The 24,699-nt window shown below is 70.9% G+C and carries 26 protein-coding genes; 14 read left to right on the forward strand and 12 right to left on the reverse strand.

What is annotated here, in order from left to right; translation table 11 throughout:
* Positions 1–8: 8 nt before the first annotated feature.
* A complete protein-coding gene (locus tag AC2YHB_RS04110; protein ID WP_036542206.1) occupies positions 9–1,019 on the forward strand; it encodes an aldo/keto reductase family protein in 1,011 nt (336 codons plus the stop codon).
* Here the strand turns inward: AC2YHB_RS04110 and AC2YHB_RS04115 are convergent, their stop codons facing one another.
* The 5 genes from AC2YHB_RS04115 to AC2YHB_RS04135 all read right to left on the reverse strand — a co-directional run bounded on the left by AC2YHB_RS04115 (position 1,020) and on the right by AC2YHB_RS04135 (position 4,789).
* Entirely contained in the window at positions 1,020–1,688 is a 669-nt protein-coding gene (locus AC2YHB_RS04115; RefSeq protein ID WP_308645642.1) for a hypothetical protein, read from the reverse strand. It abuts the gene before it with no gap.
* A gap of 46 nt (positions 1,689–1,734) precedes the next feature.
* Complete coding sequence (locus AC2YHB_RS04120; protein WP_036542208.1) at positions 1,735–2,325, reverse strand: DUF3043 domain-containing protein; 591 nt, start codon at positions 2,323–2,325, stop codon at positions 1,735–1,737.
* A gap of 2 nt (positions 2,326–2,327) precedes the next feature.
* Entirely contained in the window at positions 2,328–2,687 is a 360-nt protein-coding gene (locus AC2YHB_RS04125; protein ID WP_179650755.1) for a zinc ribbon domain-containing protein YjdM, read from the reverse strand.
* Complete coding sequence (gene nadA, locus AC2YHB_RS04130) at positions 2,680–3,855, reverse strand: quinolinate synthase NadA (RefSeq protein WP_179650757.1); 1,176 nt, start codon at positions 3,853–3,855, stop codon at positions 2,680–2,682. The genes AC2YHB_RS04125 and nadA overlap by 8 nt, the downstream gene beginning before the upstream one ends.
* A gap of 70 nt (positions 3,856–3,925) precedes the next feature.
* Positions 3,926–4,789, reverse strand: a complete 864-nt coding sequence (locus tag AC2YHB_RS04135) for a GNAT family N-acetyltransferase (protein WP_308645643.1) — start codon at positions 4,787–4,789, stop codon at positions 3,926–3,928.
* 121 nt (positions 4,790–4,910) lie between these two features.
* On the opposite strand from AC2YHB_RS04135, the gene AC2YHB_RS04140 reads away from it, so the two are divergent.
* The 5 genes from AC2YHB_RS04140 (at position 4,911) to erpA (ending at position 10,266) form a co-directional block, all read left to right on the forward strand.
* Complete coding sequence (locus AC2YHB_RS04140) at positions 4,911–6,944, forward strand: phosphocholine-specific phospholipase C (RefSeq protein WP_179650759.1); 2,034 nt, start codon at positions 4,911–4,913, stop codon at positions 6,942–6,944.
* Between the two features lie 96 nt (positions 6,945–7,040).
* Positions 7,041–8,126 (forward strand): glycerate kinase family protein, encoded by a 1,086-nt coding sequence (locus tag AC2YHB_RS04145; RefSeq protein ID WP_179650761.1) that lies wholly within the window; start codon positions 7,041–7,043, stop codon positions 8,124–8,126.
* 67 nt (positions 8,127–8,193) lie between these two features.
* A complete protein-coding gene (locus AC2YHB_RS04150; protein ID WP_218864759.1) occupies positions 8,194–8,664 on the forward strand; it encodes a DUF4334 domain-containing protein in 471 nt (156 codons plus the stop codon).
* A complete protein-coding gene (locus tag AC2YHB_RS04155; protein WP_179650763.1) occupies positions 8,661–9,779 on the forward strand; it encodes an NAD(P)-dependent alcohol dehydrogenase in 1,119 nt (372 codons plus the stop codon). Before AC2YHB_RS04150 ends, AC2YHB_RS04155 begins: the two co-directional genes overlap by 4 nt.
* Before the next feature lie 70 nt (positions 9,780–9,849).
* Positions 9,850–10,266, forward strand: a complete 417-nt coding sequence (erpA, locus tag AC2YHB_RS04160) for an iron-sulfur cluster insertion protein ErpA (protein ID WP_242530602.1) — start codon at positions 9,850–9,852, stop codon at positions 10,264–10,266.
* Positions 10,267–10,342: 76 nt separating this feature from the next.
* Here the strand turns inward: erpA and AC2YHB_RS04165 are convergent, their stop codons facing one another.
* Positions 10,343–10,555, reverse strand: coding sequence for a hypothetical protein (locus tag AC2YHB_RS04165; RefSeq protein WP_036542221.1), 213 nt, complete (start codon positions 10,553–10,555; stop codon positions 10,343–10,345).
* A gap of 83 nt (positions 10,556–10,638) precedes the next feature.
* Between AC2YHB_RS04165 and AC2YHB_RS04170 the strand changes: the two genes are divergently transcribed.
* Complete coding sequence (locus AC2YHB_RS04170) at positions 10,639–11,628, forward strand: carbohydrate kinase family protein (RefSeq protein WP_373366956.1); 990 nt, start codon at positions 10,639–10,641, stop codon at positions 11,626–11,628.
* Between the two features lie 9 nt (positions 11,629–11,637).
* Here AC2YHB_RS04170 and AC2YHB_RS04175 read toward each other — a convergent pair whose 3' ends face one another.
* Both AC2YHB_RS04175 and AC2YHB_RS04180 read right to left on the reverse strand, forming a co-directional pair.
* Complete coding sequence (locus AC2YHB_RS04175; RefSeq protein WP_179650767.1) at positions 11,638–11,871, reverse strand: sulfurtransferase TusA family protein; 234 nt, start codon at positions 11,869–11,871, stop codon at positions 11,638–11,640.
* Positions 11,868–12,986 carry a cysteine desulfurase family protein gene (locus AC2YHB_RS04180; RefSeq protein WP_179650769.1) on the reverse strand — a complete coding sequence of 373 codons (1,119 nt, stop codon included), beginning with the start codon at positions 12,984–12,986 and terminating at the stop codon, positions 11,868–11,870. Before AC2YHB_RS04180 ends, AC2YHB_RS04175 begins: the two co-directional genes overlap by 4 nt.
* Positions 12,987–13,124: 138 nt before the next feature.
* Here AC2YHB_RS04180 and ctaC point away from each other — a divergent pair, with 138 nt between their 5' ends.
* The 4 genes from ctaC (at position 13,125) to AC2YHB_RS04200 (ending at position 17,421) form a co-directional block, all read left to right on the forward strand.
* On the forward strand, positions 13,125–13,997 hold the full coding sequence (gene ctaC, locus AC2YHB_RS04185) for an aa3-type cytochrome oxidase subunit II (protein WP_051931736.1): 873 nt from the start codon (positions 13,125–13,127) through the stop codon (positions 13,995–13,997).
* Positions 13,994–15,685 carry an aa3-type cytochrome oxidase subunit I gene (gene ctaD, locus AC2YHB_RS04190; RefSeq protein WP_036542226.1) on the forward strand — a complete coding sequence of 564 codons (1,692 nt, stop codon included), beginning with the start codon at positions 13,994–13,996 and terminating at the stop codon, positions 15,683–15,685. Before ctaC ends, ctaD begins: the two co-directional genes overlap by 4 nt.
* Positions 15,685–16,101 carry a cytochrome c oxidase subunit 4 gene (locus AC2YHB_RS04195; RefSeq protein ID WP_036542229.1) on the forward strand — a complete coding sequence of 139 codons (417 nt, stop codon included), beginning with the start codon at positions 15,685–15,687 and terminating at the stop codon, positions 16,099–16,101. Before ctaD ends, AC2YHB_RS04195 begins: the two co-directional genes overlap by 1 nt.
* Positions 16,102–16,215: 114 nt before the next feature.
* Positions 16,216–17,421, forward strand: a complete 1,206-nt coding sequence (locus AC2YHB_RS04200; protein ID WP_308645644.1) for a L,D-transpeptidase — start codon at positions 16,216–16,218, stop codon at positions 17,419–17,421.
* A 227-nt stretch (positions 17,422–17,648) separates the two neighbouring features.
* Here AC2YHB_RS04200 and qcrB read toward each other — a convergent pair whose 3' ends face one another.
* The 4 genes from qcrB to ctaE form a co-directional block, all read right to left on the reverse strand.
* The gene (gene qcrB / locus AC2YHB_RS04205) at positions 17,649–19,358 is read right to left on the reverse strand and encodes a cytochrome bc1 complex cytochrome b subunit (RefSeq protein WP_242530604.1); all 1,710 of its coding nucleotides are present in this window, start codon (positions 19,356–19,358) and stop codon (positions 17,649–17,651) included.
* A 1-nt stretch (position 19,359) separates the two neighbouring features.
* Complete coding sequence (gene qcrA, locus AC2YHB_RS04210) at positions 19,360–20,460, reverse strand: cytochrome bc1 complex Rieske iron-sulfur subunit (RefSeq protein WP_036542235.1); 1,101 nt, start codon at positions 20,458–20,460, stop codon at positions 19,360–19,362.
* Positions 20,457–21,359, reverse strand: coding sequence for a cytochrome bc1 complex diheme cytochrome c subunit (qcrC, locus tag AC2YHB_RS04215; RefSeq protein ID WP_242530605.1), 903 nt, complete (start codon positions 21,357–21,359; stop codon positions 20,457–20,459). Before qcrC ends, qcrA begins: the two co-directional genes overlap by 4 nt.
* A gap of 76 nt (positions 21,360–21,435) precedes the next feature.
* Positions 21,436–22,089: an aa3-type cytochrome oxidase subunit III gene (gene ctaE / locus AC2YHB_RS04220; protein WP_179650773.1), complete on the reverse strand. Its 654-nt coding sequence runs from the start codon at positions 22,087–22,089 to the stop codon at positions 21,436–21,438.
* A gap of 126 nt (positions 22,090–22,215) precedes the next feature.
* Between ctaE and AC2YHB_RS04225 the strand changes: the two genes are divergently transcribed.
* Genes AC2YHB_RS04225 through trpD form a run of 3 tightly spaced genes read left to right on the forward strand, consistent with a single transcriptional unit; the run spans position 22,216 to position 24,615 of the window.
* Positions 22,216–23,172 (forward strand): cytochrome c oxidase assembly protein, encoded by a 957-nt coding sequence (locus tag AC2YHB_RS04225; RefSeq protein ID WP_242530606.1) that lies wholly within the window; start codon positions 22,216–22,218, stop codon positions 23,170–23,172.
* A gap of 10 nt (positions 23,173–23,182) precedes the next feature.
* Positions 23,183–23,584 carry an Rv3143 family two-component system response regulator gene (locus tag AC2YHB_RS04230; RefSeq protein ID WP_051931745.1) on the forward strand — a complete coding sequence of 134 codons (402 nt, stop codon included), beginning with the start codon at positions 23,183–23,185 and terminating at the stop codon, positions 23,582–23,584.
* Positions 23,585–23,592: 8 nt separating this feature from the next.
* Positions 23,593–24,615, forward strand: coding sequence for an anthranilate phosphoribosyltransferase (gene trpD, locus AC2YHB_RS04235; RefSeq protein ID WP_036542241.1), 1,023 nt, complete (start codon positions 23,593–23,595; stop codon positions 24,613–24,615).
* The last annotated feature ends 84 nt before the right edge of the window (positions 24,616–24,699 follow it).

Here is a 24,699-nt window from a genome sequence, read left to right on the forward strand (position 1 = left end):
TCGGGAGCATGGAGATTCGCAACCTCGGCGCGAGCGGCCTGAGGATCTCGGCCATCGCCTACGGCAACTGGCTCACCCACGGGTCGCAGGTCGAGGAGGACGCCGCCCTGGCGTGCGTCCGGCAGGCCCTCGACGAGGGGATCACCACCTTCGACACAGCCGACGTCTACGCCAACACCGCCGCGGAGACGGTCCTCGGCAAGGCACTGGCGGGCGAGCGGCGGGAGGGGCTGGAGATCTTCACCAAGGTCTTCTGGCCCACCGGTCCGGGCGGGCACAACGACCACGGGCTCTCGCGCAAGCACATCCTCGAGTCCATCAACGGCTCGCTGCGCCGGCTCGGCACCGACTACGTCGACCTCTACCAGGCGCACCGCTACGACCACGAGACGCCGCTCGAGGAGACGATGCTCGCCTTCGCCGACGTCGTGCGCGCCGGCAAGGCCCTGTACATCGGGGTCTCGGAGTGGCGGGCCGAGGAGATCCGGGCCGCCGCCGAGCTCGCCCGCGAGCTGCGGGTGCCGCTCGTGTCCAACCAGCCGCAGTACTCCATGCTCTGGCGGACGATCGAGGCCGAGGTGGTCCCGGCGTCCCGTGAGCTCGGCATCGGCCAGATCGTCTGGTCCCCGATCGCCCAGGGCGTGCTGACGGGCAAGTACCTCCCCGGGCAGCCGCCGCCGGCCGGCTCCCGTGCGACCGACCTCAACGGCGGCGCCGACAACGTCGGCCGGTGGCTCAGGGACGACGTGCTCGAGCGGGTCCAGCAGCTGCGCCCGATCGCGGACGCCGCCGGGCTCACGCTGGCCCAGCTCGCCGTCGCCTGGGTGCTGCAGAACGACAACGTGTCGGCGGCCATCATCGGCGCGAGCCGGCCCGAGCAGGTCACCGAGAACGTCAAGGCCGCCGGGGTGACGCTCGACATCCAGACGTTGACCGCGATCGACCGGGTCCTCGACGGCGTGGTGACGACGGACCCGTCCCTCACCCGGTCGCCGCGGCGCTCCGAGGTGCTGGGCTGATCAGGTCCCGAGCAGGAAGCAGTAGCGGCTGGTCGGGACCAGGTCGAGCCCGTCGGCGGCACCGAAGCGCGCGCAGCTGTCCATCAGCTCGGTGAACCGTCGCTGCAGCTCGGCATCGTCGCCGCCGCTGCCGTAGAACGCGTGCTGGTCGCCCAGGGCGGCCATCGGGAAGAGCTCCTCGACGATCCCCGCGACGTCGTGCCCGCCCGGCGTCAGGACCTCGAGCACCGGGTTCTGGACGTAGCCGAAGGTGCCCTGGGTGTCGATGGCCACCCGGGTGTGCCGGTCGAGCCAGTCGCTGCGCCACGCCGCGTGGTCCATCGCCTCGGGCCGGCGCAGGAACGCGTAGTTGGCCAGGGCGTCGGCGCGCTCGCCGTCGGCGACCGCGGGCGGCACGAGCGGCTCGCGCTCCTCCACCAGCCAGGCGTCGGCCGTCCCGTCCAGGTCGTGTACGACGCCCAGCGCGTCCCCCACGGACGCGGAGGTCCACACGGCGACGACCGCGGTGATCGGCGTCCCCGGCCCGAACCGCATCGCCGGGGCGACCGCCTCGTCGTCGACGTTGACCTGGAGCCGCGTCGCGCCCGCGGCAGCGAGCGCGTCCCGGAACGGGGCGTCCAGCAGGCGGGGAGCGGCGGCGGGATCGTGGAGGGCGGCGATCAGCTTCACGCCGCCCAACCTACCCAGAACGCGTTCTAGTTCTGGCTGGTTCTGGCTAGTTCCGGTCGTAGTCCTCGGGCAGGGCCTGCCCGATCTTGACCCGGGCCTTGGGCAGCCGCATGAACTTCATCTGCATCGACCGGGTCAGGGCGTAGTAGGTGGTGCCCTTGAGCGACTCGTCGGGGAACCGCGTCCGGAGCTCACGGCGGATCCGGAAGCGCAGCACGAACATGTCGGTCACCACGAAGAGCACGGTGGCGAGCAGGACCAGGCTGCTGGCCTGCATCAGCGCGGAGTTGCCGGTGTAGCCGAGCAGCAGGCCGACGATCATCAGCGGGATGACCATCTCGACGATCGAGAAGCGGCGGTCGACGTAGTCGCGGATGAACCGGCGGACCCGGCCCTTGTCGCGCGGGAGGAAGTACCTCTCGTCGCCGCTCTTCATGCCCTGGCGGATCTTGCGGCTCTCCTCGGCGCGGAACTCGCGCTGCTTGCGCGAGGCCTCCCGCTTGTCGCGCGGGGCGCGGGCGCGCGCCTTCGCGGCGGCCTCGGCCTCCTTGCGGGTCGGCGTGGGCCGGCCCTTGCCGCCCGGCTTGGCGGGGGTGGCCGTCTCCTCGACGGCGGGGGACTTGGTGCGCTTGAACACGCTCAGGCCTTCCTGACCACGCTGGACTTGAGTTGCATCGGCCCGAAGCCGTCGACCTTGCAGTCGATGTCGTGGTCGCCCACGCCGCTGACGAGGCGGATGCTGCGGACCTTCGTGCCGGACTTGATCGGCTTCGGCGCGCCCTTCACTGGCAGGTCCTTGACGACGATGACGTCGTCGCCGTCGGCCAGGGGGTTGCCGTTGGCGTCGCGGACGACGCCGGCGGCGGCCTCGGCGTCAGCCGCAGCCGCGGCCTCGGCGGGCGACCACTCGTGGGCGCACTCGGGGCAGACCATCAGGTCGCCCATCTCGTAGGTGTACTCGCTGGAGCACTCCGGGCAGGCGGGAAGGGTGTCAGTCACGGTGGGTCTTCCCGGGCAGGTCGAGCATGCGCTGCAGGGCGACGAGGGCCTCGGCCTCGGTCTGCGGGTCGACCTCGATCTGGTTGACCAGGTTGCCCTCGGCGAGGTTCTCCAGGGCCCACACGAGGTGCGGCAGGTCGATCCGGTTCATCGTCGAGCAGTAGCAGACGTTGCGGTCCAGGAACATGATGTTCTTATCCGGGTGGGCGTTCTTGAGGCGCTGCACGAGGTTGAGCTCGGTGCCGATGGCCCAGCTGGAGCCGGCCGGCGCCTCCTCGACCGTCTTGATGATGAACTCGGTCGAGCCGACCAGGTCTGCCTTCAGCACGACCTCGTGCTGGCACTCGGGGTGGACGAGGACGTTGAGGTCCGACACCTTCGCGCGCAGCTCGTCGATGACGTCCGCGGAGAAGCGGCCGTGCACCGAGCAGTGGCCCTTCCACAGGATGATCCGGGCCTTGGCGAGCTCCTCGGGGCTGACCCCGCCGTCGGGCTTGTGGGGATTCCACACGACGCACTCGTCGAGGGAGTAGCCGAGCTTGAGCACGGCGGTGTTGCGGCCGAGGTGCTGGTCGGGCAGGAACAGGACCTTGGTGTCCTCGCCCTTCTGCTGGAACGCCCAGTCGAGGGCCACCTCGGCGTTGGACGACGTGCACACGACGCCGCCGTTGCGGCCACAGAACGCCTTGATCGCGGCGCTGGAGTTCATGTACGTCACGGGTACGACGACGTCCTGGACCCCGGCGGCCGCGAGCGCCTCCCACGCCTTCTCGACCTGCGCGATGCGGGCCATGTCGGCCATCGAGCAGCCGGCGGCCAGGTCGGGCAGGACGACCTTCTGGTCGGGCCCGGTCAGGATGTCCGCGGACTCGGCCATGAAGTGCACGCCGCAGAACACGATGAACTCCGCGTCCGGGCGGGCCGCGGCGTCGCGGGCCAGCTTGAAGGAGTCGCCGGTGACGTCGGCGAACTGGATGACCTCGTCGCGCTGGTAGTGGTGACCGAGCACGAACAGCCGGTCGCCGAGCTTCTCCCTGGCGGCCCAGGCTCGGGCGACCAGGTCCGGGTCGGAGGCCGGCGGCAGGTCGCCGGGGCACTCGACACCCCGCTCCGAGAGCGGGTCGGAGCCACGGCCGAGCGGCAGCAGCGGGAGGTCAACGGTGGTCATGGCCCCATCCTAGTTTGGGGCGGGGGAGTCCCCGTGATCGCCGTCCGTTCGCGGTCGGCCGCGCGAGCGGCTACAGCAGCGCCCCGTCGTGCAGGTACGGCGCCGGGGGCGCCATGCCGCGCACACCGAGGTAGCCGCGGGTGCCGAGCTCGAGCCGGGCGGCGAGGCCCACGTCGACCGCCCAGGCGTTGGCCGCCGTGACGTGGGCGGCCTGGAACGACTCCCCGGAGCGGGCCAGGCACTCCCACAGGAGCCGGCGCGCGGTCTGCTCGTCACGCGCGGCCAGCACCGCCAGGCGGCTCTCGCTGGCGTACGCGTAGCCGCTGTGGTCGTCGGCGACCAGCAGCGTGCCGTCCGCGGCGAGTGCGGTGTGGTCGGGGCCGTGCGGTCCGCCGCGCAGCGTGCGGTCCAGGTCGTCCATCCAGCCGAGGTCGTCCCCGCTGCCCTCGCGCAGCCCGGTGACGACGGGCAGGGCGCGCCGGTCGACGGTCCCGGTGAGGCGCAGCTGGGGGTGCAGCGCGAAGCCGGCCGCGTGGTAGCGACGCGCAGCCAGCGGGTCGGCCGACGCGGACAGCATCGCCCGCGGGCAGCCGTCGGCGTGCCGCTGGGCGGCATCGAGCAGGCGCGCCCCGATGCCTCCGCCCTGCAGGCCGGGTCGCACGGCGAAGGTCACCAGGCACCAGACCCGCTCGCGCCTGATGCTGGTGACGATGCCGACCACCGTCCCGGCGTCCTCGGCGACCCAGCAGCCGCGACCGTCCGTGGCCACGAGGCGCTCGGTGCGGGCGATCCAGGCCTCCGAGCGACTCGGCGGGCGGCGAACCGGCTCGGGCTCGGCGGCCGCGCGCAGCCGCACGTCGAGTGCGTGGAAGGCGTCGGCGCTGATCTCCTCGGCAGCGGGCACGTCGGCGGGCGTCATCGGTCGGACCAGCACGTTCCCGACCCTAGTGATTCATGCGCCGGACGCCTCGTCCTCCTCCGGGGTTCCGTCGGCGCTGCCAGCGTGGGCCGACGCCCCGGTCCCGGGAGCGGACCCTCCTCGGAAAGGTGCCGTCATGGCAGAGTTCGACCGCCGTCGCTTCCTCCAGATCACCGGAGCGTCCTCGCTCGCCGGCCTCACTGCGAGCCTGCTGGGCAGCGTCGAGCGGGCCGCGGCCGTGGCGCCCGCGCGTCGTACCGGCACGATCCGCGACATCGAGCACGTCGTCGTGCTCATGCAGGAGAACCGCTCGTTCGACCACTACCTCGGTGCCCTGCGCGGGGTGCGCGGGTTCGGCGACCCGCACCCCGTCCAGCTGCCGTCCGGCAAGTCCGTGTGGCACCAGCCGAAGGGCGGCGGCGCGGGCGACCTGCTGCCCTTCCACCCGGACGTCGACGACCTCGGCGGCGCCTACCTGCAGGGTCTGCCGCACTCGTGGCCCGACGGCCAGCGGGCGGTCAACTCCGGGCACTACGACCAGTGGGTGCCGGCCAAGGGCGCGGCGACGATGGCCTACCTCGAGCGCCAGGACGCGCTCTTCCACTACGCCCTGGCCGACGCGTTCACGGTCTGCGACGCCTACCACTGCTCGTTCATCGGCAACACCGACCCGAACCGCTACTACCTGTGGACCGGCTGGACCGGCAACGACGGCAGGGGTGGCGGCCCGGTCCTCTACAACGACGAGGTCGGCTACGACTGGACGACCTACCCCGAGCGCCTCGAGGAGGCGGGGGTGTCGTGGAAGGTCTACCAGGACGAGGGCACCGGCCTCGACGCCGCCGGCTCCTGGGGCTGGACCTCGGACCCGTTCATCGGCAACTACGGCGACACCTCGCTGCTGTACTTCAACAGCTTCCGCAACGCCCGGCCCGGCGACGCCCTCCACGAGAAGGCCCGGGTCGGCACCCGCAACCGTGACGGCGAGGACTACTTCGCCCGCCTCGCCGCCGACGTCGCCGCCGACCGGCTGCCGCAGGTGTCGTGGATCTCGGCGCCCGAGGCGTTCTCGGAGCACTCGAACTGGCCGACCAACTTCGGCGCCTGGTACATCTCGAGGGTCCTCGACACCCTCACCTCCAACCCCGAGGTGTGGGCGAGGACCGCCCTGTTCATCACGTACGACGAGAACGACGGCTTCTTCGACCACCTGGTCCCGCCGCTGGCGAGCGGACCGTCCGTCCCCGGCGCGTCGACGGTCTCGACGGAGAACGAGCACTACGCCGGCGGCGACCCGCGGGCGAACCCCGGCCCCTACGGCATGGGTCCCCGCGTCCCGATGTTCGTCGTCTCCCCGTGGAGCACCGGGGGCTGGGTGTGCTCGGAGACCTTCGACCACACGTCCGTGCTGCGCTTCCTCGAGGAGCGCTTCGGCGTCCGCGAGCCGCAGATCACGCCCTGGCGTCGTACCGTGGCCGGCGACCTGACGTCCGCCTTCGACTTCTCCCGCCGGCAGACGGCCGTGCCGTCGCTGCCGTCGACGGCCGCGATGGCACCGACGGACCGCAGGCGTCACGCGACCTACTTCCCGGCCACCCCGGCGACCGGCACGATGCCGACGCAGGAGCCGGGGACCCGGCCCGCCCGGCCGATCGGCTACTCGCTCGACGTCGTCGAGAAGGGGTCCGCGCCGCTGCGGCTGCAGGTCGTCAACGACGGGGCGCTCGGCGTCCACCTGCAGGCCCGGCTGCTCCAGCCCACCGGTGTGCCGCACAGCTACACGGTGGAGGCGGGCAAGCGGCTCGACGTCGACCTGCCGGTCACGGGCGGCTACGACGTCCACCTGCACGGCCCCAACGGCTTCTTCCGCCGCTACGCCGGTGACACCGCCGCCGAGCGCGTGCTGGTCGCCCTCGAGCCGCTGGCGCGCGGGGCGGGCGTCGGTCCGGGCAAGGTGCGCCTGGTCGTCGAGGGCGATGCCGACGTGGTCGCCACGGACGCCTACGCCGGCGAGCTCAGGCTCCGCGGCGGCCGCGCCGAGATCGACACCCGCGACTCGGGCGGCTGGTACGACGTCACGGTCACCATCCCCGGGACGTCCTTCGTGCGCACCCTCGCCGGCCACCTCGAGTCGGGACGTCCGAGCACCAGCGACCCGCAGCTCGGCTGAGCCGGGGCTCGGCTGAGCCGGGGCTCGGCCGGCCCGGAGCCGGCGCCCGCGTGGCGGTCCCGGCACCCGGGCCGGGTTCTCCGACATGATGGCGCCATGCGCGTGCTCGTGGCCCCCGACAAGTTCGCGGGCACCCTCACCGCGGTCGAGGCCGCGGAGGCGATCGCCGCGGGCTGGCGCCGTCAGGCGCCGGACGACGAGGTCGTGCTCGCGCCGATGTCCGACGGTGGACCGGGCTTCGTCGACGTCCTCCACGCGAGCCTGGGCGGCGAGCTGCTGGCCGTGGTCGCCGAGGCGCCGCAGGGCCACGAGGTGCCCGCGACCATCCTCATGGTCGGCGACACGGCGTACGTCGAGAGCGCCCAGGCCTGCGGCGTCCACCTGACCGGCGGCAAGCTGGGCGAGTTCGGTACGACGGTCGGCGTGGGCCGGCTGCTGCTGGAGGCCGTCAACGCCGGCGCGACCCGGGTGGTCGTCGGCCTCGGCGGCTCCGGCACCAACGACGGGGGAGCCGGCCTGCTCGCGGCGCTCGGCGCCGACGCCGACGTGTCCCTCGACGTCGGCGGCATCTTCCTCGACGGCGTCACCACGGCCGACCTGAGCATCGCGCGCGGCATGGTCGACGGGATCGAGATCATCGCCGCGACCGACGTCGACAACCCGCTCACCGGCCTGTTCGGTGCCAGCAAGACCTTCGGCGCGCAGAAGGGCCTCGACGAGGAGATGCAGGTCCTGATGGACGGCTTCCTCGAGCAGTGGGCCGCGGCGACCGACCGGCGCCTCGCCCTCGAGCCGGGCGCGGGGGCTGCCGGTGGCGTCGGCTTCGCGCTGCTGCTCCTCGGCGGGCACCGGGTCTCCGGGATCGGGCTCGTTGCGGACGCCGTCGGTCTCGCCGCGCGGGCCCGCGAGGCGGACCTGGTGATCACCGGCGAGGGGGCGTTCGACTTCAGCAGCCGGGCCGGCAAGGTGCCGGCCGGGGTCGCCGCGGTCGCCGCGGAGGCGCTGCGGCCCTGTGTCGCGCTCGCCGGACAGGTCCTCGTCGGGTCGCGGGAGATGCGAGCCCTGGGCATGGATGCGGCGTACTCGCTGGTCGATGCGGTGGGGGAGGAGCGGGCCTTCCGTGACCCCGAGGGGGCGCTGACCGAGCTCGCGGCGCGGGTCGCCCGGACCTGGTCCGGCTGAGCTCACTTCCGCCTCACTTCTGCCCGGACCCGTGTCCCGAGACTGGAACATGTTCTAGATTGGCGGCGTGAGCGACATCAGGCAGCGCTTCGACGCGCTGCGGCAGGCCGACCCCGCCGATCCCGCCGAGCTCGACGCCCTCTGGGCCGACCTGGCGACCGCGGAGGTCGAGGAGATCCTCGGGCCGTGGCGGGGTGGCGACTTCGCCACCGGCCACGTCGCGAGCGCCGTCCTCGAGAAGGTGCGCTGGCACGGGAAGCGGTTCGACAGCCCGCTGGCGGCCGTGCCGCTCGTGTGCCGCGCCGACGACGGCCGGCTGTACTCCAACAAGGAGGCCGGCGGTGGTGGTGAGGCCTCGCTGTGGCCGGTCGGCTTCCGGGGCGAGGTCACCGCGACCATGGTCTACGACCGGCTGCCCGTCCTCGACCACTTCAAGAAGGTCGACGACGACACCCTGATGGGGATCATGAACGGCAAGCTCGAGGCGGCCTTCGGCGTGAAGGACCTCTACTACTTCTGGCTGGAGCGTGACTCGTGAGGACCACTGCCTATCTCGTCGAGGAGCCCGGCGGCGACTTCGTGCTCGCCGAGGTCGAGCTCGAGGAGCCCCGTGACGACGAGGTCCTGGTGCGGGTCGTCGCGACCGGCCTGTGCCACACCGACCTCACCGTGCCGACCATGCTTCCCCAGGAGATGCTGCCGACGGTCGTCGGCCACGAGGGCACCGGTGTCGTCGAGAAGGTCGGCGCCGCGGTGAGCGGCATCGAGGTCGGGGACCACGTCGTGATGAGCTTCCGGTCCTGCCGGGCGTGCGGCCCGTGCACCGCCGGCGACGTCGGCTACTGTGAGCAGTCGCTGCTGCTCAACTACATGGGCATGCGGGCCGACGGCTCCACGACCATGAGGCGCGCGTCGGCCGACGGCGACGGCCAGACCGTCTTCGGCAACTTCTTCGGCCAGTCCAGCTTCGCCCGCCACGCGATCGCGTACGCCGACAACTGCGTCGTCGTCGACAAGCGGCTCGACCTGACCCGGCTGGCCCCGTTCGCCTGCGGCTTCCAGACCGGCGCCGGCACCGTCCTCAACGTGCTCGACCCGAAGCCGGACGAGCCGATCGTGGTCTTCGGCGCCGGGGCGGTCGGGCTCGCCGCCGTCGCGGTGGCCCGGGGGCTGGGCGTGGAGACGGTCGTCGTCGTCGACCCGGTCGCCTCCCGGCGTGCCGTCGCCGAGGAGTACGGCGCCACGGCCCTCGACCCGACCGAGGCGGACGCCGCCCCGGTGGAGGAGCGGGTCAAGGCGCTGACCGGCGGAGGTGCGGCGTACGCGATCGACACGACGGCCATCGCCTCGGTCGTCCTGCAGGCGCAGCGGGCCCTGCGCTCGCGCGGCCTGCTCGTCGCCCTGGGCCTCGGGGCGCCGGAGTACACCATCGACGCGATCGACCTGCTGCAGTCGGGCAAGGTGGTCCGCTCGTCCATCGAGGGGGAGGCGGACCCGCTGGTGACGATCCCGCAGCTGATCGGGCTGCGCGAGGCCGGCAGGTTCGACGTCGACCACCTCGTCACGACGTACCCCTTCGAGAAGATCGCCGACGCCGTCGCCGACTCGAGGTCCGGCAGCGTGGTCAAGCCCGTTCTCGTCTGGGGGGAATAACCACGTCTGTGCGACCATTGGGTAGTCGAACACCCAATCGACCCCAGAACTGACACACCCTGGAGTGAGCATGAGTGACAGCTGCTGCGGAGGCGGCCACAGCCACGAGGCCCCCGGCGCGACCACGACGGTCGCGGCGCCGGTCGACTTCGAGCGCCGTGAGGACCAGATCAACCTGAGCCCGGTGGCGGCCACCAAGGTCAAGAGCCTGCTCGAGCAGGAGGGTCGCGACGACCTCTCGCTGCGGATCTCGGTGCAGCCCGGCGGCTGCTCGGGTCTGCGCTACCAGCTCTTCTTCGACGAGCGCACCCTCGACGGTGACGTCGTCACCGACTTCGACGGCGTGGGCGTCGTCGTCGACCGGATGAGCGTCCCCTACCTCAACGGGGCCGTGATCGACTTCGTCGACACCATCGAGAAGCAGGGCTTCACGATCGACAACCCGAACGCCACGGGTTCGTGCGCCTGCGGCGACTCGTTCCACTGAGCCACGCCAACGCGAAAGCCCCCGCCCCGGTTCGTCCGGGGGCGGGGGCTTTCGCGTTGGCGTACTTGTTGGCGTACTAGTCGAGGTGCAGGTGCAGCGCGTTGGCCAGGCGCTGCGCGGCCTCGGAGATCTGGATCTCCCGCTTGCCGGTCTCGCGGGGCTGCTCGTCGAAGTGGAGGCTGGGGGCGGGGCGGGTGGCCTTCACCGCGGCGTGCTCGAGGCGACGGCTGACCGCCTCGCAGTCGGCGTGCAGGTCGCGGGGTGCGGCGATCTCCTCGTAGGGCGTCATGTCTCGACGCTAGGCGTTACCGAGGGGTAGACCCAGTGGTACCGGCCAGTACGACTGCAACGGCTCGGTTAATGTTCCGTGTCGTGACTGCACCCACGGGCTCCCTCCTCATCGCCGGCTCGATCGCGACCGACCACCTGATGACCTTCGGTGGCAAGTTCGCCGACTCCCTCGTCGTCGACCAGCTCGACAAGCTCTCGGTCTCCTTCCTGGTGAACGACCTCGAGATCCGCAGGGGAGGCGTGGCCCCGAACATGTGCTTCGGCCTGGCCCGGCTCGGCCTCCGGCCGGTGCTCGTGGGTGCCGCGGGCGAGGACTTCACCGACTACCGCTCCTGGCTCGAGCGCCACGGCGTCGACTGCGACTCGGTCCACATCTCCGAGAGCAAGCACACCGCCCGCTTCGTCTGCACCACCGACACCACGATGGCGCAGTTCGCGTCCTTCTACCCCGGCGCGATGAGCGAGGCGAGCCTGATCGAGCTCGCCCCGATCGTGGAGCGCGTCGGTGCGCCGACCTACGTCCTGATCGGCGCGGACGACCCGGCCGCGATGAAGCGGCACACCGAGGAGTGCCGCCAGCGCGGCTACCCGTTCATCGCCGACTGCTCCCAGCAGCTCGCCTTCGCCGAGGGCGACCTGATCCGCGACCTCATCGACGGCGCCGCGATCCTGTTCTCCAACGAGTACGAGTCGCACGTCATCGAGAAGAAGACCGGCTGGAGCGCCGAGGAGGTCCTCGCCAAGGTCGGGATCCAGGTCACCACCCTCGGCAAGGACGGCGTCCGGGTCACCTCCCAGGACGGCACCTCGTTCGAGATCCCGGCCGCGCAGGGCGTCGAGGCCGTCGAGCCGACCGGCGTCGGCGACGCCTTCCGGGCCGGCTTCCTCGCCGCGCTCTCCTGGGGCACCTCGCTCGAGCGGGCCGCGCAGGTCGGCTGCGTCCTGGCGGCGTACGTCGTCGAGACGGTGGGCACCCAGGAGTACGACTTCACGGTCGAGCAGTTCGTCGAGCGCGTGCGGGTGTCGTACGGCGACGAGGCCGCCGCCGAGGTCCAGAAGAACCTGGTCTGAGCGGCTCGCTCAGCCCAGGCGCCTGACCACGTAGCGCGGCGCACCGTCGTCGGTGAGCTCCTCGCCGACGTACTCCTGCCCGCGCAGGCGACACCACGCCGGCACGTCGTGGCGGGCGGCCGGGTCGCGGGCGACGACCGCGAGCAGGCCGCCCACCGGCACGTCCGGCAGGGCCTTCGCCAGCTCGATGATCGGCCGCGGGCAGGGCAGGTCGCGGCAGTCGATCTCGACGTCGGCGCTCACAGTCCGGCCCTCTCGCGGATCGTGGCCACCGCGTCCGCCAGCGCGGAGCAGAAGCCGTCGACCTGCTCGTCGGTCGTGTCGCGTGCCAGCGAGACCCGCACGTTGCCGTGGGTGAGCGCGCCCATCGCGGCGAGGACGTGGCTGGGCTCCAGCGTGGACGCCGTGCACGCCGACCCGCTGGCGACGCCGTAGCCGCGACGGGCCAGCTCGCCCACGATCTCGTCGCCGCCGGCGTAGAGCACCGAGAAGGTCACCAGGTGGGGGAGCCGGGCCGTCGGGTGGCCGACGACCTCCACGTCCGGCAGGGCAGCCGCCGCGGACCGGATCCGCTCGACCTGGGCGAACTGCCGCGCAGCCACCTCCGCGCGCTCGGCCAGCACGGCCTGGAGCGCGGCCGCGGCCGCCAGCGCGGCCGGGACGTCGGGGAAGCCGCCCATGTCGTCGAGCCCGTCGTCGCCGGGGAAGGGGTTCGTCCAGCGGGTGCCCCTGCGCACGGCCAGGACCCCGACGCCCGCCGGACCGCCCCACTTGTGCGCGGACGCCGTCAGTGCGTCCCACCGGGTGGGCAGGTCGACGTGCCCGAGGGCGGCCGCCGCGTCCACCAGCAGGGGTACGACGCCCGGCAGGTCGACCTCGTCGACGGGCTGCAGTGTCCCGACCTCCTGGTTGGCGGCCTGCAGCGCCACGGCGCCGACCCCGTGGGCCCCCGCGGCGGCGGCGAGGGCGGCCAGGTCCACGACGCCGTACGCGTCGACCGGGACCGACGCGTGGACGGGGGAGTCGCGCCACTGGGCGGCATGCAGCACGGCGGAGTGCTCGACCGCACTGTGGACGATCCCGTCCCGACCCGTGGCCGCCGTCAGGCCCAGCAGGCCGCGGTGGACGGCGTCGGTCCCGGAGGCGGTGAAGCCGACCTCGTCCGGGCGCACGCCGAGGCACTCGGCGACGACCGCCCGGGCGTTGTCGAGGAGCAGCCGTGCGTCGCGTCCGGCCCCATGGAGGCGGCGCGGGTCGGCGTACCCGCGATCGAGGGCGGCGAGCAGGGTGTCGCGCGCGGCGGGGTGCAGCCGGGTCGAGGACGCGCTGTCGAGGTAGACCTCGGGTGTGCTGCTCACAACCCGACCATAGAACCACGCCCGGGCAAGCGCGGGACGAGGCCGCGATGGTCCGAAACCACCCACCCGGCGCGGCGATCGGGGTCGCACTCCGCTAGTGTTCGCAATTGTTCTGACCCTCGAGAGGAAGGCTCGTTCGTGGGCTGGTGGCACCCCGAGCGTTCACGGGCGCAGCGACGATTCCGTCGTGCGATCCCGATCGCCGGATTCGTCGTACTCGCGACCGCGTTGTCTGGTTGCTCCACCGACTCCCAGTGGGAGCGGGTCGGCATGCCCGAGATCGTCACCGTGCAGGGTGAGCACATCCTGCAGCTGTGGCAGGGCGCGTGGATCGCGGCCCTGGTCACCGGTGTGATCACGTGGGCGCTGATCATCGGTGTCCCGATCTGGTTCCGTCGTCGCAGCGACGACGAGGTGCCGGTCCAGACGCGCTACAACCTGCCGATCGAGATCTTCTACACGATCTTCCCGGTCATCATGGTGATCGCGTTCTTCTCGCACACGGTGCGGGTCCAGAACGTCGCGTTGGAGATGGTGGACGACCCCGACGTCGTGGTGGAGGTCGTCGGCCAGAAGTGGTCGTGGACGTTCAACTACCCCGACACCGAGGCCGCCGGCGGCAAGAACGTCTTCGTCTCCGGCACCGGTGAGGACATCCCGCAGCTGGTGATCCCGGTCGACAAGACGATCGAGTTCGACCTCTACAGCCCCGACGTGATCCACAACTTCGGCATCCCGGCCTTCGCGATGCGCATGGACGTGGTCCCGGGCAACGACAACGCGTACCAGGTCACCCCGACCGAGACCGGCGTCTTCGACGGCAAGTGCTACGAGCTCTGTGGCGCCTACCACTCGCGGATGCTGTTCACGGTCAAGGTCGTGACCGAGGCCGAGTACGAGGCGTACCTCGAGAAGCTCGCCGCCGACCCCGACCACGTCTCCGACGAGCCGGTCAAGGGTGGCGTCTACTCCGAGAACCTCATCAACCACGACGAGGAGGGCCACGAGTGACGGCCACGCTCGCCCGCAACGCTGACCTGACCGAGCGCAAGCCGCTCGGCAAGCAGCTCGTGCGGATCATGACGACGACCGATCACAAGCTGATCGGCAACCTCTACTTCGGCACCGCCATGGCCTGGTTCATCGCCGGCGGCATCATGGCGCTGCTCATCCGGTCCGAGCTGGCCTACCCGGGCAGCCAGATCGTCAACGAGGAGCTGTACAACCAGCTCTTCACCATGCACGGCACGATCATGCTGCTGCTGTTCGCGACGCCGCTGTTCTTCGGCTTCGGCAACGCGATCATGCCGCTGCAGATCGGTGCGCCCGACGTCGCGTTCCCGCGCCTGAACATGTTCAGCTACTGGCTGTACCTGTTCGGTGGGCTCATCGCCGGCGCCGGCTTCCTCACCCCGCAGGGTGCGGCCTCGTTCGGCTGGTTCGCCTACACGCCGCTGTCCGACTCGGTCAACAGCCCCGGCGTGGGTGGCGACCTGTGGATCATGGGCTTGTGGATGGGTGGTCTCGGCACCATCCTCGGCGCGGTCAACTTCATCACCACGATCATCTGCATGCGTGCGCCCGGCATGACCATGTTCCGGATGCCGATCTTCGTCTGGACCGTGCTGATCACCGCGATCCTCGTGCTGATCGCGTTCCCGATCCTGGCCGGCGCGCTGCTCTCGCTCGAGGCGGACCGCCAGCTCGGCGCCCACGTGTTCGACACCTCGCACGGTGGCGCGATCCTGTGGCAGCACCTGTTCTGGTTCTTCGGGCACCCCGAGGTCTACATCATCGCGCTGCCGTTCTTCGGCATCATCTCCGAGATCCTGCCGGTCTTCAGCCGCAAGCCGATCTTCGGCTACATCGGCCTGGTCGGCGCGACCCTCGGCATCGCGATCCTGTCGGTCGCCGTGTGGGCCCACCACATGTTCGTCACCGGAGCGGTCAACCTCGCGTTCTTCTCCGGCATGACCTTCCTCATCGCCGTCCCGACCGGCGTGAAGTTCTTCAACTGGATCGGGACGATGTGGGGCGGGTCAGTACGCATGGACACCCCCATGCTCTGGTCGATCGGCTTCCTCACCACCTTCCTCTTCGGTGGCCTGACCGGCATCATCCTGGCCAGCCCGCCGCTCGACTTCCACGTCTCCGACTCCTACTTCGTGGTGGCGCACTTCCACTACACGGTGTTCGGCACGGTCGTGTTCGCGATGTTCGCCGGCTTCTACTTCTGGTGGCCCAAGCTCACCGGACGGATGCTCGACGAGCGCCTCGGCAAGATCCACTTCTGGCTGCTGTTCATCGGCTTCCACACCACCTTCCTCATCCAGCACTGGCTGGGCATCGAGGGCATGCCGCGTCGCTACGCCGACTACCTGCCGGGTGACAACTGGGAGTTCATGAACCAGGTCTCGACGATCGGCGCCTTCGTGCTGGCCTCGTCGCTCCTGCCGTTCTTCTACAACGTCTACGTCTCCCGCAAGGGCCCGCTGGTCAACACCGACGACCCGTGGGGCTGGGGTCGGTCGCTGGAGTGGGCGACGAGCTGCCCGCCGCCGCGCCACAACTTCCACTCGATCCCGCGGATCCGCTCGGAGTCCCCGGCGTTCGACCTCCACCACCCGGAGATCGCCGCGATCGAGATGTACGACGACGAGCCGGCCGTCGCGCTGGACAAGAAGGGAGCTGACGCCTGATGAAGATCGAGGCATGGATCTTCGGCGTGACCACGGTCTTCCTGGTCCTGGTCAGCCCCGCCTACTGGTTCATCACCGACGCCGGCGACTCCGGCGCCGACTGGACCGGCACCTCGGCGCTGGTCATGACCACGCTGCTGTGCGCGATGGTCACGCTCTACCTCGGCTTCCACGCCGGCCGGATGGACGCCCGTCCGGAGGACCGCAAGGACGGCGAGATCGCGGAGGGTGCCGGCGAGCTCGGCTTCTTCCCGCCGTACTCCTGGTGGCCGCTGTGGTGCGCCGCCACCCTGGGCATCATCGTCTTCGCGACGGCGGTGCTCGCCTGGTGGCTGATGATCATCGGCTTCGTGCTCGGCGCCCTCGCCGTCAGCGGCTGGATCTTCGAGTACTACCGCGGCGACTACGCCCACTGATCGACCGGGGCCCGGCCCCGACCTTGCACTGTTGGCGGTGTCACACATCAGGTGTGACACCGCCAACGTGCTTTTGAAACCGGTTTCCGAGGGAGCGCCAGTTACGATTTGGCGGTGTTCACGACCCTTCGCCGCTCCCGCCCCGTGCGCGGCCTCGCTGTGCTCTCGGTCCTGGCGGTGGCGGCGTCCGGCTGCGACGGCTCCGGCTTCACGCCCGGGGGCGGGGGAGACGACAGCCCCGAGACCACCGCTGCGGCCGTCGTCGAGGCCAAGCTCACGACCAACGTCAAGCCCGGCGCCACTGCCGTCCCGGTCAGCACCGTCCTGCGGGTCTCCGCGGTCGACGGCACGCTGAGCTCGGTCACCGTCTCGTCCAAGGCGGGCAAGATCACCGGCAGGATCGTCGACGGCACCCGCTGGGTGGCCAGTGAGCGGCTCGAGCCGGGCGCCCGCTACCGCATCCGCGCGGTGGCGGAGAACAGCGACGGCTCGACGGTCGAGAGCATCACCCCCTTCGCGACCCAGGCCCTCGGCCTCGACCAGCAGACCTACCCGTCCGTCGCGCCCCTGCAGGGCGAGACCGTGGGCGTCGGCATGCCGGTCATCGTCACCTTCGACCTGCCCGTCACCGACAAGGCGGCCTTCGAGAAGCACATGACCGTCACGGCGACGCCGAAGCAGGCCGGCTCCTGGCGGTGGGTGAGCTCGACGGAGGCGCACTGGCGCCCCAGGACGTACTGGAAGGCGGGCTCCAAGGTCAGCGTCGACGTCGACATCAACGGTGTCTCCGCCGGCGGAGGCATCTACGGCCAGGAGGACCGCGACGTCGACTTCGAGGTCGGCGACGCCCACATCTACAAGGTCAACGCCAGGACCCACCAGATGAAGGTCTTCGAGAACGGCAAGCTGCTGCGCACGCTGCCGATCACCACCGGCAAGCCCGGCTTCACCACCCGCTCGGGCGTGAAGGTGATCATGGAGAAGTTCGAGACCCGCCGGATGAACTCCGAGACGGTGGGCATCCCCGCCGGATCGTCCGAGGCCTACGACATCGACGACGTGCGCTGGGCGATGCGCCTGACCAACTCCGGCGAGTTCATCCACGCCGCCCCGTGGTCGGTCGGGTCCCAGGGCTACGCCAACGTCTCCCACGGGTGCACCGGCATGAGCACCGAGAACGCCGGCTGGCTCTACTCCATCTCGCGCCGCGGCGACGTCGTCGAGTACGTCGGCACGGACCGCCCGATGGAGCCCGACAACGGCTACGGCGACTGGAACATCTCCTGGGCCAGCTACCAGGCGGACTCCGCGCTTGGCTGATCCCCCTGCCGCTCAGGCCGCAGGAGGGCCCCACAGCGCCGCTGACGTCACGTCAGCGGCGCTGAGTGCTCTCCGGGGTCGCCGAGCGGCCCTCTGCAAGCCTCTCCGCCCTTCCCCGGCACGGGAACGCATCGAGGCCCTCCCGGGCCCGTCAGCGGCCGAACAGGTGCCGGAAATGCCCGAAGGGCGCCGCTCCCGGTGGGGGAGCGGCGCCCTTTGGCGGTGAATCAGTGGCCCTCGGTGGGACCGTGCCGGTTCGGGCCGGCGGCGATCTGCGACTCCAGCTCGTGCAGCTCGTGCTCGGCGTGGTGTTGGGCGTCGTGCAGCTCCTCGGCCGTGGGCTTCTGCACGTTGTCGGCGAAGAACGCCGCCTGCAGCCTGGCCCGCAGCTTGCGGAGGCGCACCTGGCGGCCCGCCAGGCCCGACGCCTCGATCTCCTCGACCGTCTCCGGCGTCGGGTCGTCGTCCCGGGCCGTGAGCGTGTACGCCTTGGCCGCGGGGAGCGGCAGGTGCTTCTCGGCGTACGCACCCTCGGGGGAGCGGACCAGCACGCCCGACTCGTAGCCGTGGAGCAGCTTCTCCTCATCGTGGCGCTGCAGCGAGATGCACCAGCGCTTGGTGATGATGAAGGCGATGACCGGGCCGATGAAGACCGCTCCGCGCATGAAGTACGTGATCTGGTTGATGCTCAGGTGCATCTTGATCGCGATGATGTCGTTGCCGCCCGCGGCCCAGGACAGGCCGTAGAAGGTCATCAGCGCGACCATGATCGCGGTCCGCGTCGGGGCGTTGCGCGGGCGCTGCAGCAGGTGGTGCTCCCGCTTGTCGCCGGTGATCCACGACTCCAGGAACGGCAGCGCGATCAGGACCATCAGCATCAGCGGCGGCATCACGAGGATCGGCAGCATGACGTTCCACGAGATCGTCACGCCGAAGATGTGCGTCTCCCACGCGGGGATGATGCGCAGCAGGCCGTCGGGCCAGCCCATGTACCAGTCGGGCTGCGAGCCCGCGGTCACCTTCGACGGGTCGTAGGGGCCGAACTTCCAGACCGGGTTCAGCGAGAACAGGCCACCCAGCAGGGTGATCACGCCGAACACGATGAAGAAGAAGCCGCCGGCCTTGGCGGCGTACACGGGGAGCATCGGGTAGCCGACGACGTTCTCCTCGGTGCGGCCGGGACCAGGCCACTGCGTGTGCTTGTGGTAGACGAGCAGCAGCATGTGGGCGGCGACCAGGCCGAGCAGGATGCCCGGGATCAGCAGGATGTGCATGACGTAGAACCGCGGGATGATCGAGTCACCCGGGAACTCGCCTCCGAAGAGGAAGAACGACATGTAGCTGCCGACGACGGGGGAGGCCTTCATGAAGCCGTCCGCCGCCCGGACGCCGGTGCCCGAGAGCAGGTCGTCGGGGAGCGAGTAGCCGGTGAAGCCCTCGATCGTGCCGAGGAGCAGCAGCAGGCAGCCGATCACCCAGTTGAGCTCGCGCGGCTTGCGGAACGCGCCCGTGAAGTAGACGCGGAGCATGTGGATCATCATCGAGGCGATGAAGATCATCGCCGCCCAGTGGTGCATCTGCCGCATGAGCAGACCGCCGCGGACGTCGAACGAGATGTGCAGCGCGGAGTTCATCGCCGACGACATGTGCACGCCGCGCAGCGGGTCGTAGGCGCCGTCGTACTGGACCTCGGTCATGCTCGGGTCGAACCAGAGCGTCAGGAAGACGCCGGTCAGCAGCAGGACGACGAAGCTCCACAGCGCGATCTCGCCGAGCATGAAGGACCAGTGGTCCGGGAAGACCTTGCGCAGGTTCTTCTTCATCGCGGTGCCGAGGCCGAGGCGCTCGTCCGCCCAGGTGGCGATCGCTCCCGCGGCCTTCGGGCCCTTGCCGGCGGGGGCCGGCGTGGTGCCGTTGGTCGTGGCGACCTTGCTCATGTCACCAACGGTCATAGTAGTCACGCTCCCAGAAGCTCGGGCCGACCGGCTCGTCGAAGTCACTCTGTGCGACCAGGTAGCCCTCGTCGTCGATCGCGATCGGCAGCTGCGGCAGCGGCCGGCCGGCGGGGCCGAACACCACCTTGCCGGAGTCGGCGAGGTCGAAGGTGGACTGGTGGCAGGGGCAGAGCAGGTGGTGCGTCGTCCGCTCGTTCAGCGAGATCGGGCAACCCACGTGGGTGCAGATCTTGGAGTAGGCCACGATGCCCTGGACGTCCCAGTTCTCGCGGCTGTTGCCCTTGGCGTCCTTGCCCGGCTTGATGTCGTTGGGATCCATCCGGAGGAGGACCAGCGACGCCTTGGACTTGTGGACCTGGAGGTTGACGCCCTCGACCTCGATCGGGTCGATGTCGTAGCGCTCTGGGTTGTGGAGGGCGTCGGGCTGGCAGTTGACCAGGTCGCCGATCTCCAGGTCGGAGGCGAGGATCGGCGTCCAGATGCCGTCGCGCACGATGCGCATCGGCTTGTCCGCGGTGCCCTCGCCCCAGATCGTGTGGTACAGCTTCTTGCCCGGCAGCGGACCGAGGTCGCGCAGCAGGACGACGGCCGGGAGGCCGAGGAGGCCGACCGCGCCGAGCAGCGAGTTGCGGATCAGGGGCCGGCGCGCGATGCCCGACTCCTCGATGCCGACGGTCAGCGCGTTGACGGTGGCCTCGCGGTCCTCGTCGCTCGAGCGGGCCGGGTGGCGCAGCTCGGAGATCTCGTGGTCGCCCATGAGCTTGCGTGCCCAGTGGATGACCCCGACGCCGATCAGCAGGAGGGCCAGGCCGAGGGTCGCGCCCAGCGCCATCGTCGAGGCGCCGAAACCGGCGACGACGTGCCAGTTGTCACCGATGTCGAGGGTGAAGTACGAGACAAGGAACAGGATGACGCAGACGGCCGAGAGGCCGAACAGCGCCGCGACCTGGCGCTCGGCGCGCTTCTCCTTGGCCGGGTCGACGTCGGTCGGTCGCCACTGGTGCTCGGGCAGGCCCGGGTCGGCGATCGGGCCGACGGTCGCCAGCTCTCCGCCGTGCTCGTCGTTGTTGTGTGCGTCGCTCACGCTGCCGCCTCGTCCTTCTTCTTGCTCGAGCGGGTGGTGTGGGCCGCGATCCAGACCGCGAAGCCGACGAGGACGCCGATGCCGCCGAGCCACGCGATGATGCCCTCGCTCACGGGGCCGAGGCCGCCGAGGGTGAAGCCGCTGTAGCTCGGGGCGTCGTCGAGGGTCTCGAGGTAGGCGATGACGGCCTTCTTGTCCTCGGGCGGGATGTTGCCGTCGGAGAAGGTGTCCATCGACTGCGGGCCGGTCAGCATCGCCTCGTAGATGTGCTTCGAGTCGACGCCGCGGATCTTGGGGGCGAAGCCGCCGCGCGGCATGGCGCCGCCGGAGCCCTCGAAGTTGTGGCACGCGGTGCAGTTGGCCAGGAAGATCTGGCCGCCGCGGACCACGAGGAGCTCGCGGTCGGCGTCGTCCTGCTTGCCGTCGCCGTTGAGGTCGCCGGGGTTCTCGGTGTCGTAGAGGTCACCGTCCGGGATGGCCGGACCGGTGCCGAGCGAGGCGACGTACGCCGCCAGCGCGGCGATCTCCTCGTCGTTGTAGACGACCTCCTTGCGGGGCGCCTGGGCGCCCGGCTGGGCCATCGGCATGCGTCCGGTGCCGACCTGGAAGTCGACGGCGGCGGCACCGACGTCGGTCAGGGCCGGACCGTACTGGGAGCCGCCCTGGGTCAGGACGCCCTCACCGTTCTGGCCGTGGCAGAAGGCGCAGCCGACGAGGAAGAGCTCGCGGCCCTCCTTGACCAGCTCCTCCTGGTCGGCGTTCGAGTCGGCCTGGGCCGGCGCGAAGGCGGCGTACAGGCCACCGGTCAGCAGCAGGCCGAGCACCAGCACCACCAGGCCGGCGAGCGGGCCGCGGCGGTGTCGTGACAGACGTCCGGCGGATCGGTTCAGGAGTCGCACAATCAGTCCTTGAGGTCCAGGCATGCGTGGTTCGGAGCGGCGGGGTGGATCGGATGGGTCATCGCGGTCGCGAACCTCACTTGATCAGGTAGATCGTCGCGAACAGGCCGATCCAGACCACGTCGACGAAGTGCCAGTAGTACGAGACGACGATCGCGCTGACCGCCTGCTCGTGGGTGAACCGGCGGGCGACGTAGGTGCGGCCGAGCACGAAGAGGAAGGCGATCAGACCGCCGGTCACGTGGATCCCGTGGAAGCCGGTCGTGAGGTAGAACATCGTGCCGTAGCCGTCGTGCGGGATCGTGACGCCCTCGTGGATCAGCTCGGCGTACTCCAGCGCCTGGCCGCCGACGAAGATGGCGCCCATGACGTAGGTCAGGATGAACCACTCGCGCAGGCCCCACTTGCCGACCTGCAGCAGCGTGCCGGTCCGTCCGACCTGCCCGCGCTCGGCCGCGAAGACGCCGAACTGGCAGGTGAAGGACGACAGCACGAGGATCGTGGTGTTGATGCTCGCGAACGGCACGTTGAGCAGGTCGGTGTTCTCCGCCCACATCTCCGGCGAGACCGACCGGATCGTGAAGTACGACGCGAAGAGCGCCGCGAAGAACATGAGCTCGCTGGACAGCCAGATGATGGTTCCGACCGCCACCATGCTGGGTCGGTCGTGCTGGCCGTGCAGGCGCGAGGCAGGAAGAGATGCCGAAGCTGAGATCGCCACGGGCGCCATTATGGCGGTAACCGTCGGTGACGGCATCCCGACCCCCCGTTATGGGCGGTCACCACCGCCCGCCTACGCTCGATCGGGTTGCAAAACGCGCCCGGAGCCGGGTGTGGCAGGTCGAGGAGGTGGCTGGTGGGACTGGTGATGACCGTCGCCGCGGCCGCCGAGGACCTGCCGCGGTTCGACGCGGGGGCGCTCGTGTCCCAGTGGGGGCTCGCGCCGCTGCCGCTCGTGGTGACGGTCTGGGCGACCGGTCTCTACGTCCTCGGGGTGGTCACGCTGCACCGCCGCGGCGACTCGTGGCCGGTCGGGCGGTCCATCGCCTGGGGCATCGGCATGCTGGCGTTCTACGTCGCGACCTCGTCGGGCCTCGCGGCCTACGACACGGTCCTGATCAGCGTCCACATGGTCCAGCACATGGTGCTGTCGATGGTCGTGCCGCTCTCGCTCGCGCTCGGCGCGCCGGTGACGCTGGCCCTGCGCACGCTGCCCCGTCGGCCGCGCGGCTGGCTGCTCGCCGTACTCCACTCGCGGCTGGCCAAGGTGCTGGGCTTCCCGCCGCTGGCCTTCGGCCTCTACGTGATCTCGCCCTGGGCGCTCTACTTCTCCGGCTGGTACGAGGCGTCGCTGCGCTCGACCTACGTGCACGAGATGATGCACGTGCACCTCGTGGTGGTCGGCGCGCTCTTCTTCTGGCCGATCGTCGGGGCGGACCCGCTGCCCGGCCGGGTGCCGCACCTGTTCCGGCTGCTCCTCACCGTGATGACGCTGCCGTTCCACGCGTTCCTCGGAATCACGATCATGGGCCAGAAGACGCTGCTCGGCGGCGACTGGTACCCCTCCCTGCACGACGGGCCGATGGCCGCCTGGCTCCCGGACCCCCTCGAGGACCAGCACCTCGCCGGCGGCATCCTGTGGGCGGCCGGCGACCTGGTCGGCCTGTCCTTCTTCTTCGTGCTGTTCGCGCAGTGGGTGCGCGCCTCGATGAAGGAGGCCGAGCGCGAGGACCGGCGCCTGGACCGGCTCGAACGCCAGGAACGGCTCGCCGCGGCGCAGACCCGGCCACCGGGCAGCGCCGAGGCCGAGTAGCATCGCGCGGGTGAGCTCTCCGAAGTCTCTGAAGGTGCTCGTCTACAGCGACGACGTGCACACCCGCGAGCAGGTCATCCTGGCGCTGGGCCGTCGCCCGCACCCGGACCTGCCGGAGCTGGAGTACGTCGAGGTGGCGACCGAGCCGGTGGTGATCCAGCACATGGACGCCGGGTACCTCGCCCTGGCGATCCTCGACGGCGAGGCCGTCCCCGCGGGTGGCATGGGGATCGCCAAGCAGCTCAAGGACGAGATCTACGACTGCCCGCCGCTGCTGGTGCTCACCGGCCGGCCGCAGGACGCGTGGCTGGCGACCTGGTCGCGCGCCGACGCCGCGGTGCCGCACCCGATCGACCCGATCCAGCTGGCCGAGGCGGTCGTGTCGCTGCTGCGCGCCCGCGTGCCTGCCTGAGCGCCGCGATGACGTGGCCCGACGTCCTCGGCACACTCGTCGCCGGGGAGGACCTGACGCCTGCCCAGGCGACCTGGGCGATGGGGGAGATCCTCGCCGGCGAGGCCACCCCCGCGCAGATCGCCGGCTTCGTCGTCGCGCTGCGGGCCAAGGGCGAGACGATCGACGAGCTCACCGGTCTCGTCGACGCGATGTACGGCGTGATGACGCCGATCTCGGTGCCGGGCCGGCTCCTCGACGTCGTCGGCACGGGCGGTGACCGGTCCTTCTCCGTCAACATCTCGACGATGTCCGCGATCGTCGCGGCGGGCGCCGGCGCCCGCGTGGTCAAGCACGGCAACCGGTCCGCGTCCTCGCAGGCCGGCACCGCCGACGTGCTCGAGGCGCTCGGTGTCCGGCTCGACCTGCCGGCCGACCGGGTGGCCGAGGTCGCGACCGAGGCCGGCATCACCTTCTGCTTCGCGGCGGCCTTCCACCCGGCCATGCGGCACGCCGCCGTCCCGCGCCGCGAGCTCGGCATCGGCACCGCCTTCAACGTGCTGGGCCCCCTGGCCAACCCGACGAAGCCGGCCGCACAGGCCATCGGCTGCGCCGACCCGAGGCTCGCCCCCGTCATGGCCGGTGTCTTCGCCGCCCGCGGCGTCGACGCCTGGGTCTTCCGCGGCGACGACGGCCTCGACGAGCTGACGACCACCACGACGTCCTCGCTGTGGGTCGTCCACGAGGGCACCGTGACCACCGCGAAGGTCGACCCCGCGGCCTACGGCCTCGCCCCGGCGACCGCCGAGGACCTGAGGGGCGGCGACGCACAGCACAACGCCGGCGTCGTACGACGGTTGCTGGAGGGGGCGCCGGGCCCGGTGCGCGAGGCGGTCCTGCTCAACGCCGGCGCCGCGCTGGCCGTGTACGACGCCCCGGGCGGCGCCGTCGACGAGGCGCTGGCCGCGGGCATCCACCGCGCGGCCGAGGCGATCGACTCGGGAGCCGCTCAGGCGACGCTCGAGCGCTGGATCGCCGCCGCCTCGGCCTGATCCAGGCCTCCGGTCCGCGGCAGCCGCCTAGTCCCAAGTGACCAGAGGGAAGCGACCAATTCCGGTCCCGCGCTCGCCCGCGCT

It is taken from the genome of Nocardioides sp. SRI_004 (assembly GCF_057586415.1).

Bases quoted from the DNA above. Each gene is read 5' to 3' on its own strand.
- AC2YHB_RS04110 (WP_036542206.1), top strand. From the start codon at position 9: ATGGAGATTCGCAACCTCGGCGCGAGCGGCCTGAGGATCTCGGCCATC.
- nadA (WP_179650757.1), bottom strand. From the start codon at position 3,855: ATGACCACCGTTGACCTCCCGCTGCTGCCGCTCGGCCGTGGCTCCGAC.
- AC2YHB_RS04140 (WP_179650759.1), top strand. From the start codon at position 4,911: ATGGCAGAGTTCGACCGCCGTCGCTTCCTCCAGATCACCGGAGCGTCC.
- AC2YHB_RS04145 (WP_179650761.1), top strand. From the start codon at position 7,041: ATGCGCGTGCTCGTGGCCCCCGACAAGTTCGCGGGCACCCTCACCGCG.
- erpA (WP_242530602.1), top strand. From the start codon at position 9,850: ATGAGTGACAGCTGCTGCGGAGGCGGCCACAGCCACGAGGCCCCCGGC.
- AC2YHB_RS04165 (WP_036542221.1), bottom strand. From the start codon at position 10,555: ATGACGCCCTACGAGGAGATCGCCGCACCCCGCGACCTGCACGCCGAC.
- AC2YHB_RS04195 (WP_036542229.1), top strand. From the start codon at position 15,685: ATGAAGATCGAGGCATGGATCTTCGGCGTGACCACGGTCTTCCTGGTC.
- qcrB (WP_242530604.1), bottom strand. From the start codon at position 19,358: ATGAGCAAGGTCGCCACGACCAACGGCACCACGCCGGCCCCCGCCGGC.
- ctaE (WP_179650773.1), bottom strand. From the start codon at position 22,089: ATGGCGCCCGTGGCGATCTCAGCTTCGGCATCTCTTCCTGCCTCGCGC.
- trpD (WP_036542241.1), top strand. From the start codon at position 23,593: ATGACGTGGCCCGACGTCCTCGGCACACTCGTCGCCGGGGAGGACCTG.